5 protein-coding genes are annotated in these 12,106 nt (G+C 73.4%); all 5 read left to right on the forward strand.

What is annotated here, in order from left to right; translation table 11 throughout:
- The gene (locus tag AB0D08_RS17775) at positions 1-4,611 is read left to right on the forward strand and encodes an amino acid adenylation domain-containing protein (RefSeq protein ID WP_359889717.1); all 4,611 of its coding nucleotides are present in this window, start codon (positions 1-3) and stop codon (positions 4,609-4,611) included.
- Positions 4,608-7,820, forward strand: a complete 3,213-nt coding sequence (locus tag AB0D08_RS17780; protein WP_359889719.1) for an amino acid adenylation domain-containing protein — start codon at positions 4,608-4,610, stop codon at positions 7,818-7,820. The genes AB0D08_RS17775 and AB0D08_RS17780 overlap by 4 nt, the downstream gene beginning before the upstream one ends.
- Positions 7,817-9,169 (forward strand): MFS transporter, encoded by a 1,353-nt coding sequence (locus AB0D08_RS17785; protein ID WP_359889722.1) that lies wholly within the window; start codon positions 7,817-7,819, stop codon positions 9,167-9,169. Before AB0D08_RS17780 ends, AB0D08_RS17785 begins: the two co-directional genes overlap by 4 nt.
- Positions 9,170-9,304: 135 nt before the next feature.
- The gene (locus tag AB0D08_RS17790; protein WP_359889725.1) at positions 9,305-10,081 is read left to right on the forward strand and encodes a ferric reductase-like transmembrane domain-containing protein; all 777 of its coding nucleotides are present in this window, start codon (positions 9,305-9,307) and stop codon (positions 10,079-10,081) included.
- Positions 10,078-11,739 (forward strand): FAD-dependent oxidoreductase, encoded by a 1,662-nt coding sequence (locus AB0D08_RS17795; RefSeq protein ID WP_359889728.1) that lies wholly within the window; start codon positions 10,078-10,080, stop codon positions 11,737-11,739. Before AB0D08_RS17790 ends, AB0D08_RS17795 begins: the two co-directional genes overlap by 4 nt.
- Positions 11,740-12,106: the final 367 nt, after the last annotated feature.

The following is a 12,106-nucleotide window of genomic DNA, read 5'->3' on the forward strand; positions in this document are numbered from 1 at the left end:
ATGACCGCTACCGACAACCTCGCCACCCCGCAGCTGCGGGTCGGCGGCAGGACGATCGACCTCGCCGCCAGACTGGCCCGGCGCGCGATCCCGCGCCGGCCGGGTGCGGACGCCGCGCTCTCGCCGATCCAGCGGGGCGTCTGGACGGCCGGGCACCTGGCCGCCGACGACGGCCTCTACACCATGACCGAACTGACCTGGCTGCGCGGCCCGCTGGACCGCGAGGCCCTGCGGCAGGCCTTCACGGACCTCGCGCGGCGGCACGAGACCCTGCGGACCACCTTCACCGGCGAGGACCCGCCCCGCCAGTCGGTCGCCCCGCAGGCCGCGGCGGCCGTCGATTTCGAGACCGTCGACCTGAGCGCCGAGGGCGCGGACGCCTGCGAGCAGGCGGTGCGGGCACTGACCCGCGAAGGCGCCCGGCCGTTCGACGTCTGCGGCGGGCCGCTGTGGCGGGTCCGGCTGGCCCGCACCGCGGCGGACGAGCACCTGCTCCTGCTGGCCGTGCACCACCTGATCGGTGACGAGTGGTCCCTCGGCGTGCTGCACCGGGAACTCGACGCCTGCTACACGGCCCGGATGACCGGATTCCCGGCCGCACTCCCCGAGCTCCCCGTCCAGTACGGCGACTACGCCGAGTGGCAGGCGGCCCGCCTCGACGCCGAACCCGGCGAGCGCGACCTCGGGTACTGGCGCGAGGCGCTCGCCGGCATCCCGCACGTGCTGGAGCTGCCGACCGACCGGCCGCGGACCTCGGCGCGCTCGCCGAAGGGCCATCGCGCGCGGTGGACGATGTCCGCCGAACAGAGCCTGCGGTTCCGCGAGTTCGCCGCCGCCGCGGGTGCCACCCCGTTCACCGCGATGCTCGCGCTGTTCGCCGTGGTCCTGAGCCGGCACTCCGGCCAACCGGACCTGGTGATCGGCGCCGCGGTCTCCGGCCGCCGGCGCACCGAGACCGAGGGACTGGTCGGCCTGTTCGCCAACCTGGTACCGATCCCGGTCCGGCTCGGCGCGGCCGCCGGTGTCGAGGAGGCCGTACGGCACACGGCACGGGCCTTCAGCGGCACCCTGGACCACCAGGACATCACCCTGGAACGGATCGTCTCCGAGCTGGGCGTGCCCCGCAGCGGCGCACGGATACCGCTGTGCCAGGCGGTCGCGGACTGGGCGGACACCCGGCAGGGCGGCTGGTCGCTGGCGCAGATCGCGGCCGAGCCGGCGGTCGCCGCCGAGGCCGGCTCGGTGAAGAACGAGCTGATGCTCGTCGGCGTCGGCCGCGGCCCCGTGATCGAGTTCGAACTGATCGGCGAGGCCGGGCTGTTCGAACCGGCGACGGTGAGCCTCCTGCTGGACCACTTTCGGCAGGCCGTCGAACACGCCGTCGCCGACCCCGCCACCGCGCCCGCCGCACTGCGGCTGGACTCGGCCGCCGAAGCCGACCGGATCGCCGCCTGGACCGGATCGGTGCACTGGGACCGCACGGACCGGACCATCGCAGAACTCTTCACCGAGGCGGCGACCCGGCGTCCGGACACCGTCGCACTGACCGGGGCCGGCGGCACCCTCACCTACGGCGAACTCGACGCACTCACCGACCGGCTGGCCCGGCTGCTGCGCGGCCACGGCGTCACCACCGACTCCGTCGTCGGCATCGCGGTCCCGCGATCCGCACAGATGGTGGTCGCCCTGCTCGGCGCCCTGAAGGCCGGCGGCGCGTATCTCTTCCTGGACCCGGCGGGACCGGCCGAACGCGCCGCCGCCTATGCCGAGGGCAGCGGGACGGAGGTGATCGTGGCCACGGCCGGGTCGCTGGCCGCCCTCGGCGGGGCTGCGCAGGGCCGTACGGTCGTGGTGCTGGACGATCCCGGGGTCCAGGCGCTGCTCGCGGCGCAGCCCGCCGGGGCGCCCGCGTTGGCCGCGCACCCGGACTCGCTCGCCTACGTCAGCTTCACCTCGGGGTCGACCGGCGCCCCGAAGTGCGTCGGCATCACCCACCGCAACATCCTGCGGCTGGCCTACCGGCCCGACTTCCTGGCCCACGGCCGCGACGAGACGTTCCTCCAGCTCGCGCCGCTCAGCTTCGACATCTCCGCCATCGAGCTGTGGACCAGCCTGCTGCAGGGCGGGCGGCTCGTGCTGCCGAGGGCCGGGCAGCTGGACATCCCCGAGATCGCGGCGCTGCTGCGCGAACACGCGGTCACCTCCATGGTCATCACCACCGCCCTGTTCAACCAGTTCGTCGAGCACGACCACCTGGCGCTGGCGGGCCTGCGGCAGATCGTGGTCGGCGGCGACGTCGCCATGCCGAGCACCTTCGCGACGATGCTGAACGACCCCGCGACCCGCCATGTGGCACTGAACCACTGCTACGGCCCGACCGAGAACACCGGGACGACGACCAGCGTCGTCATCGAGGACGCCCGCACCGCCCGGATACCGATCGGTGGTCCGGTTGGGGGGTCGTCGGTGTATGTGGTGGATGAGAATTTTGATCCGGTGCCGGTGGGTGTGGTGGGTCAGTTGTGTACGGGGGGTGCGGGTGTTTCTCGTGGTTATTTGAATGCTGCGGGTTTGACGGGTGTTCGGTTTGTTCCGGATCCGTTCTGTGGGGTGGCGGGTGCGCGGATGTACTGCACGGGGGATGCGGTGCGGTGGCGTGCGGATGGTGGTCTGGATTTTGTGGGGCGGATCGATCGGCAGGTGAAGGTTCGTGGTTTTCGGATCGAGCCGGGTGAGGTGGAGGCGCGGTTGACGGTGCATCCGGATGTGGCCGAGGCGGTGGTGGTGGCGCGTGCGGATGGTGGTCATAAGCGGTTGGTGGCGTATCTGGTGGTGCGTGGGGGTGGTGTGCCGTCGGTGTCGGTGTTGCGTGCGCATGTGGGTCGGGCGTTGCCGGAGTACATGGTGCCGCAGGCGTTCGTGGTGGTGGAGCGGATCCCGTTGACGGTGAACGGGAAGGTGGACCGGGATGCGTTGCCGGTGCCGGAGGTGGCGGAGGTGGCGGGGGAGGCCGGTGTTGGGCGTCGGGCTCCGCGTTCCGAGGTGGAGCGGGTGCTGGCGGAGGCGTGGTGCCAGGTGCTGGGTCTGGCTCAGGTGGGGGTGGATGACAATTTCTTCGAGCTCGGCGGGGATTCGATCATGGCGATCCGGGTGGCGTCGCGGGTGCGTGGGGCGGGGGTGACGTTGACGTCGGGTGATGTGTTCGATCATCAGACGATCGCGGAGCTGGCGCAGGCTGCGGGGGCTGCGGGGGTGGTGGTGCGGGCGCAGCAGGGTGAGGTGACCGGTGAGGTGCCGCTGACCCCGATCCAGCACTGGTTCCTGCAGACCCACGGCCCCCAGAACCACTTCAACCAGTCCGTACGGCTGGAGAGCGCCGAACAACTCGACGCGACACTGCTCAGCGACGCCCTCTCCGCACTCGTCGGACACCACGACGCGCTGCGGCTGCGGCTGACCGAACGCGACGGCCGGTGGCACCAGTACCTCGCCCCGGCCGACGACACCGACCTCCTCGACGTCGTCGAGGGCGCCGGCCTGAGCGCCGACGAGGCGGAACAGGCACTGCAGGCCGCCGCCGCGAACGCCCAGGCATCCTTCGACCTCGCGGAGGGACCGCTCCTGCGAGCCGTCCTGCTCGAAGCGGACGAAGGCCCCGACCAGCTGGTCATCGCCGTCCACCACCTCGCGGTGGACACCGTCTCCTGGGACGTCCTGCTCCAGCACCTCGCTCTCCTCTACGGCCAGCTGTCGGCAGGCCAGCAGCCGCGCCTGCCTGCCAAGACGACCTCCTTCCAGGCCTGGGCCGGTGCGCTCACCGCCCGGGCCCGCGCCGAGGAGTTCACCCCCGTCGCGGAGCACTGGCGCGCACTCGGCACCCTGCAAGCGGGCGAACTGCCCCGCGGAGACGGCGAGGAGGAGGGCAACACGGCCGCCGACGCCGCAACCGTCTCCGGCACCCTCGACACGGCCGCCACCGAGGCCCTTATCCGCCGGTCGGCCCAGGCCCACCGCACCGACGTCACCTCCGTCCTGATGACCGTCCTCGCCCGCACCCTGGCCGACTGGACCGGCCGACGGGAGTTCCGGATCGACACCGAGGGCCACGGCCGCGACGCACTGGACGCCGGCCTCGACCTGTCGGCCACCGTCGGCTGGTTCACCGCCCTGCACCCGCTCCACGTACGACTGCCCGAGGCCGACGACCCCGTCACCCAGCTGCGGGACGTCCACCGCCAGCTCTCCGGGCGGCCCGTCGGTGCCGGCCACGGCATGACCAGGTACCTGCGCGAGGACCCCGCACCGTGGACCGGCTCGGACCTGTGCTTCAACTACCACGGGCAACTCGGCCCCGGCTCCGAGGACGGCCTGTTCCGGCGCGTCTCCGGCGGACGCGGCCCCGAATTCGCCCCCGGCCTCGCGCGCCCCTACCGGTTCGACGTCACGGCCTACGTCACCGACGGCCGGCTGCAGCTGCACTGGACCTACCCCGGCCGCGCCTGGCAGGCCTCCGCCGTCCAGGACCTGGTCGACCGGTTCCTCGGACACGCCCGCACCCTGGCGCTCGGCTGCGGCCCCGCCGCCGACCCGAAGGAGACGGCAGCGCCGTGACCCCGCCCCGCACCCCCCACGACGATCAGGACACAACCGCCATGAACCCCGTCCGGCTCTCCAAGAGCCAGCAGCAGCTGTGGTTCGCCGAGCAGCTCGGCGCCCACCCGGCCGGATACCTCGTCCCGCTGCCGCTGCGCCTGTCCGGACCGCTCGACGCCGGCGCGCTCCACTCGGCGCTGACGGCCCTCGTCGCCCGGCACGAACTGCTGCGCACCTCCTTCCGCCTCGTCGACGGCGAGCCGTCCGGCGTCCTGCGGCCCGCCGACCACTTCGCCCTGACCGTCGAGGACGCCACCGACGCACCCGGGGCCGTGAGCATCGAGGACCTCGTGCTCGCCGAGGCGACCGCGCCCATGGACGTCGCCGACGGCCTGCCGATCCGCGCCCGCCTCATCCGCCTCGCCGACGAACTCCACCTGCTCCTCGTCACCGTGCACCACCTCGCCTTCGACGACTGGTCACGCAACGTCCTCTACACCGAACTGGCGGAGCTCTACAACGCCGCCGTCACCGGCCGCCCCGCGGACCTCGCCCCCCTGGGGATCTCGTACGCGCAGTACACGGCGGCCCAGCAGGACGCCCTCCAGGACGACCTCGGTGCCCGCGAACACCTCGATTACTGGCGCACACAGCTCGACGGCCTCGACCCGTTCGAACTGCTCCCGGAACTGCCGCGGCCCGCACACCGCTCCGGCGCCGGCGACGTCACCGGCTTCGTGCTCCCGCGCCCGCAGGCCGAACGGCTCACCGCACTCGGCCGCTCGGTGGGCGCCACCCCCGCCATGGTGCTGTTCGCGGCCTGCCAGGTCGCCCTGCGGCAGTACACCGGCCGCGACGACGTCACCGTCGGCACCGCCGCCGCTGCGCGGGACACCGACCACACGGCCTCGATGATCGGCCCGCTGCTCACCATGCTGGTCCTGCGCGGCGACACCTCCGGCGATCCGACCTTCACCGAGGCGGTCGAGCGGATGCGGGACCTCGTACTCGACGCCTTCGAACACGCCGAGGTCCCGTTCCCCAGGCTCGTCGAGGAGTTCGCCCCCGAACGCGACCCCTCCCGCACCCCGCTGTTCCAGGTCATCGTCGGCTACGGCAGCGGACGACGCCGGGCACCCGACCTGACCGGGCTGACCGTCACCGAACTGCCCGTGCCCGGCGTGGGATCCAAGTACGACCTCGGCCTGTGGTTCGACCACCTCGCGGACGGCGCGATCGCCGTCGACGTCGCCTGGGACGTCAGCCTCTACCGGCCCGGGACGATGCACGGATTCGCCGCGCACCTGCGCGGCATCCTCGCCCAGGCCGCCGACGACGGCGACCGCCGCATCGGCGACCTGGAACCGGCCCCCGAGGCCCGCCGGACCCTCGCACGGTTCTCGGCCGGACCCGACCGGCCCGCCTCCCGGGCCGCCCTGCACGAACGCTTCACGGCCCAGGCCCACCGGACACCGGACGCCGTCGCCCTGGTCCTCGCCGACGGCACGGCAACCACCTACGCCCAACTCGACCGGCAGGCCGACCGGATCGCCCACCGCCTGCGCGCAGCCGGCGTCGGCCCCGAGACACTGGTGGGCGTCCACGCCGAACGCTCCACGGAGCTGGTCGCCGCCCTGTACGGCGTCCTCAAAGCCGGAGGCGCCTACGTCCCCCTCGACCCAGAGCACCCGCGGGAACGCCTCGCCGACCTCCTCACGGACACCGGAACCCGGGTGATCCTGACCCAGCGGCACCTCACCGCCGCACTCCCGCCCACCGACGCCCTGATCCTCGACCTCGACGACCCCGGACAGTGGACCGACGCCCCGGCCGCCGCTCCGGCCGCCGCGCCCTGCGACCTCGACAACACCGCCTACACCATCTCCACCTCCGGCTCCACCGGCCGCCCCAAGAGCGTCGTCCTCACCCACCGCAACGCGGCCGAACGGCTGGACTGGCTGCAGGAGAGATACCCGCTGCGGCCCGACGACGCCTTCCTGCAACGGTCCTCGCTGAGCTTCGACGCCTCGGTCCTGGAGTTCTTCTGGCCGCTGACCGTCGGCGCGCGCCTGGTCCTGCCCGCCCGCGACGACCACAAGGACACCGGCCGCCTGCGCGACCTGATCCGCACCCACGGCGTCACCGCGGCCCAGTTCGTCCCGTCCATGCTGGCCCTGCTGCTCGCCGAACGCGGCATCGAGGAGTGCACGACCCTGCGGCTCGTCGTGGCCTGCGGCGAAGAGGTCCCCGTCGCCCTGGCCCGCGACCTGCTGCGCGTCCTCCCGCACTGCGAGCTGTACAACGGCTACGGCCCGACCGAGGCCACCGTCTGCGTCAACTGGTGGCACTGCACCCCCGCCGCCCTCGCCGGCCTCAGCACGGTGCCGCTCGGAACCCCGTTCGGCAACACCGCCACCCACATCCTGGACGCCGACCTGCGGCCGGTCCCCCCGGGCGCCGTCGGCGAACTGTTCCTCGGCGGCACCGGCGTCGCCCGCGGCTACCTGAACCGCCCCGGTTTGACCGCCGAGCGCTTCCTCCCCGACCCCTTCTCCACCCGCCCCGGCGCCCGCCTGTACCGCAGCGGCGACCTGGTCCGGCTGCGCCCCGACGGCGCGAGCCTGGACTTCCTCGGACGCGCCGACCAGCAGGTCAAGGTCCGCGGCTTCCGCGTCGAACTCGGCGAGATCGACGCGGCCCTGAACACCCACCCCGCCGTCCGGGAGAGCGCCACGACGGTCATGACGGTCCCGCCCGGCGACCCGCGGCTCGTCTCGTACGTGGTGGCCGCAGACGGCACCCCGCCGGAGCCGGACACCCTGCGGACCTTCGTGGAGCGGCGCCTGCCCGCCCACGCCGTGCCGAGCGCGGTGGTCGTCGTACCGGAGCTCCCCAGGACGGCCAGCGGCAAGCTGAACCGGGCGGCGCTGCCCGCACCCGACCTGCCGGGCGCCGCCGCGGCCGGCGGCGAACCGCGCGACGAGCTGGAGGCCTGGCTGTGCGAGGTCTGGCGGGAGGTGCTCGGGACCGCGCAGGTCGGGATCCACGACAGCTTCTTCGCCCTCGGCGGCCACTCGCTGCTCGCGATGCGCACCGTGAACCGGCTCCGGGACGACCTCGGGCTGGACTTCCCGATGAGCGTGCTCTTCGAGAGCCCGACGGTGGCCGCCCTGGCACCCCGGCTGACGGAGCTGCTGATCCTCGACGAAGCTGCGGCACTCGGGTGAGCGGCCCACCACGGCCGGGCCGGCCACCCCGGCCGCGCCGAACCGGGCTGTCCGGCCACCGGGACTTCCGCTCGCTCTGGATCGCCGACACGATCAGCCAGTTCGGGGTGCAGGTCTCGATCCTGGCGATGCCGCTGGTGGCCGTGGTGCACCTGGACGCCGGACCACAGGCGGTCGGCGTGCTGGTCGCACTGGAGTTTCTCGGCTCCCTGCTGGTCGGACTGCCGGCCGGCGTGTGGGCCGACCGCAGGCGCCGGCGCCCCGTCCTGGTCGGCGCCGATCTGGTGCGGGCCGTGGTGCTGGCGTCGGTGCCGCTCGCGGCCTGGTGCGACGTACTGACGATCTGGCAGCTCTACGCCGTCGCACTGGTCCAGGGCGTCGCCACGGTCTTCTTCGACGTGGCGTACCAGAGCTACCTGCCCACCCTGGTCGACCCCGCAGACCTGGTCGAGGGCAACACCCGGCTGCAGGCCAGCGCCTCCGTCGCGCAGATGGCCGGGCCGTCGCTGGCCGGCGCACTGGTCCAGGCGCTCACCGCGCCGGTGGCGATCGCGGCGAACGCGGCGAGCTTCGTCCTGTCGGGCCTGTACCTGGCCGGCATCCGGCGGGCCGAGCCCGCGCCGCCCGTAGCCGCCGGCCCGCAGCGACCGGGCCTGCTGCGGGAGGTCGGGGAGGGGCTGCGGCTGGTGCTGCGTGACCCGGTCCTGCGCGCGCTCGCCGCGGCCACCGCCGCGGTCAACTTCTTCACGGCCGTGTTCGCGGCGGTGATCACCACCTTCCTCGCCGACGACCTGGGCCTGTCCGCCGGACTCATCGGCCTCCTGATGACGGCGGGCAGCGCCGGCGGCCTCGCCGGCGCGCTCGCCGCCCCCGCCCTCATCCGGCGGGCCGGCCACGCCCGCGGGGTGTGGCTGCCGACCGTCGTCGGCCTGCCGCTCGGGCTGCTCATCCCGACGGCCGGCGGCGGGAGCGGGCTGGCCGCGTTCGTGGTCGGGTGGTGCGGCTGCTCGTTCGCGATCGTGGCCTACAACGTCGCCCAGGTCAGCCTGCGCCAGGCGCTCTGCCCGGACGGCGCGCTGGGCCGGATGACCGCGACCATGCGCTTTTTGACCTGGGGCGTCATGCCCTTGGGCGCGCTGCTCGGCGGAGCGCTCGGCGCCGCGGCCGGGACCCGCCCGACGCTGTGGGCGGCCCAGCTCGGCGAGCTCCTGGTCCCGCTGATCCTGATCGCCTCCCCACTGCGGCTCACCGAACCGGGGGAGGGCCCGCAGCCGGTCCCGGCCCTCTCCCGGGACGCCGGGACATCCGCCGCCGAGCGCGTTGCTGAGCGGAACCTTATGGGCTCATGAGCTCTCTCTGTTCGTCGGCCACCCAGGTCCGATGCGCCCATACGATCAGGAGAGCCGCAGCTCAGGGCGCTGAGCCGGCCGACCGGGGCACGTTGCAGCCGGTGAGGGGGACGAGCGCAGAGGAAAGCAACCACCGTGACAGCCGACGCGGCAATCAGCATCGCCCCACCTCGTCCCACCCCGCACCTCACCGGGTCCGGCCGCTGCGCACGGCACACGTACCGTGCGGCTGCCGTCCTGCTGGGTGTCCTGGCGCTCGTCGTGCTCCTGGCGGTACCTGCGGTCGCGGCGCCCGCGGCGCCCATCCCCGGTTCGCCCTGGGACGCGTTCGACCAGCACCTGCCCTATGACACCGGCGTCCACAAGATCGCCCGGCTGGCCGCCCTCGCCTCCTACGCCCTGATGACGGCGGCGATCCTGCTGGGTGTCGTGCTGCGGATGCGCTACTTCCAACGCCTGATCAGCCGGACCGCCGCCCACAGCGCACACATGACCATCGCCCTGTCCGCGCTCATCTTCGGGCTGGTCCACGGGGTCTCGTTCCTCTACCAACCGGTCTGGCGGATCGGGACGCTCGAACTGCTCGTACCCTTCACCGGCGACGTGCAGCGCATCCCGGTCGGCTTCGGCATCCTGGGCCTCGAACTGGCCGCGGCGGTGGGCGCCTCGGTGTGGATCCAGCGCCGAATCCCGTACCGGCGCTGGCTCAGGGTGCACCAGCTCGCCTATCTCTCCTTCGCACTGATCTGGCTGCACATCTTCACCGTCCACCCCGAGCCACGCCACCTCAACCTGATCGCCGTCGGCGTGGCCGCGGGGGCACTGATCTGCCTCGCGGTCTTCCTGATCCGGGTGATCCCCTCACGCTCCAGGCTCCGCAACCCCTTCGACCCGCGTGAGACGGCCCTGTGAACCACGAACTCACCCGTCTCGGACAGCTGGCCACCGCCCGCCCGCACCCCCAGCCCCAGCCCCAGCCGCAGCCCCAGCCCCAGATCTCCGGCAGCCCCGGACCGCTGCCCGCACCACCGCCGCTGCCACTCGCCCGCCCCCAGCTGGTCCCCGAGCAGGCACCGGTGAAGGTCAGCGTCGACAACATCCGCTGCCACATCTACGGCATCTGCCAGCAGGAAGCACCCGAGGTCTTCCAGATCGCGGAGAACGGATCCCTGCACTACACCGGAGCCGTACCGGCCGCCCACGCCGCGCAGGCCCGACAGGCCGCCCGCTGCTGCCCCATGCAGGCCATCTCCGTCACCTCCACCACCCCACCGCCCGCCGCACGCCGCCGCGGCACCCGCAGCGGTGCCGCCACCCGCGGCAGCCGCCGACGCGTCGTCGTCGCCGGCGCCGGCCTGGCAGGCCTCAGCGCGGCCACCCGGCTGCGCGAACGCGGTTTCGACGGCGAACTGGTCATCGTCGGCGAGGAGCCCCACCGCCCCTACAGCCGCCCGCCGCTGTCCAAGCAGTACCTGTCGGGCGAACTGCGCGCCGACGACCTCACCTTCCGCGCCGACGAAGAGCTGGACGCCCACTGGCTGACGGACACCCGGATGACCGGACTGGACCTCCACCACCGCACCGTCCTGTTGCCCGGCGGCGAGCAACTTCCCTACGACGGACTGGTGATCACCACCGGCGTGGAGGCCAAACGGCTCCCACTGGCCCCCGTCTTCTCCGACCGGATCCGGACCGTACGCACCCTCGCGGACGCCGCCGCACTGCGCGAGGCGATGAACCGCGCCGGAGCCCACCACGTCGTCATCCTCGGCGGCGGCTTCGTCGGCTGCGAACTGGCCTGCACCGCCCGCGAACACGGCATGGACGTCACCCTCGTGGTCCACAGCGCACCCCTGCTGCGCCGCGTCCTGGGCCGCACCCTCGGGGAGGTCGTCGGGCGGGTGCAGCAGCGGGCCGGCGTCGACGTACGCCTCAGCACCAGGATCACCGACTGGATCGACCTCGGCCACGCCCTACGGCTGCGCCTGGACGACGGAACCGCCATCACCGCAGACTTCGTCGTCCTGGGCCTCGGAGGCGAACCGCGGACCGAGTGGCTGCGCGGCAGCGGCCTGGACGTCTCCGACGGAGTGCTGTGCGACGCGGCCGGCCACGCCCTGGACACCACCGGACACCCGGTTCCCGGCGTCGTCGCGGCCGGAGACGTGGCCCGCTGGCCCAACCTCCGCTTCGACGGCGTGCCCCGACGGGTGGAGCATCTCATCCACGCCGTCGAGATGGGCCAGCACGCCGCGGACACCCTGCTGCAGGGCCCCGCCGGTGCGTCCGCCTTCGCGCCCGTACCCCGCTTCTGGTCCGAGCAGCACGGCCGCAGGCTGCAGGCCGTCGGGATGCCCGCACTGGGACAGCGGATGGAGGTCGTCGAGGGCTCGTTGCGCTCCGAACGCTTCATCGCCACCTACACCCGGGACACCCCCGCCGGACCCCAGCTGGTGGCAGCGGTGGCGCTCGACATGCCGCGCCGCCTGCTGCCGTACCGCGACCTGATCGGCACCGTCCAACCATTCGCCCCCACCAGCCGGCGCACCCGCCGCAGGAGCCACCCATGAGCCGCCGCAAAGTCTCCCGTCGTCGCCGACCGCCCGTACGCCGGGCCTCCCGGAGTCTGTTGAGTGTTCCGGCCCGGTACAACGTGCGCTGGCCGCTCATCACCGGCGTTGCGACGGCAGCCGCACTCGCCTACGGCCACGTCCTGGTGTCGGCGACGCCGATGCCCCCCGCCGCGCCGCCGCCTCCCGCCCTGGCCCACGCCGACCCCCACGCCGGAACGCGCTGAAGGCCCTCGGGGCCCTCCGGCCGCCTGCGCCCGTTGCCCGGGGCGGTCGCGATGCCTCGGGCAACGTCCTCGTACGGCGTGCCGAGGGCCGCCGAGCACTTCGGCAGCGCCACCTACGCCCCCACGCTGGGCGGCGAGCT

Source organism: Kitasatospora sp. NPDC048540, assembly GCF_040651175.1.
Taxonomy (GTDB): domain Bacteria; phylum Actinomycetota; class Actinomycetes; order Streptomycetales; family Streptomycetaceae; genus Kitasatospora.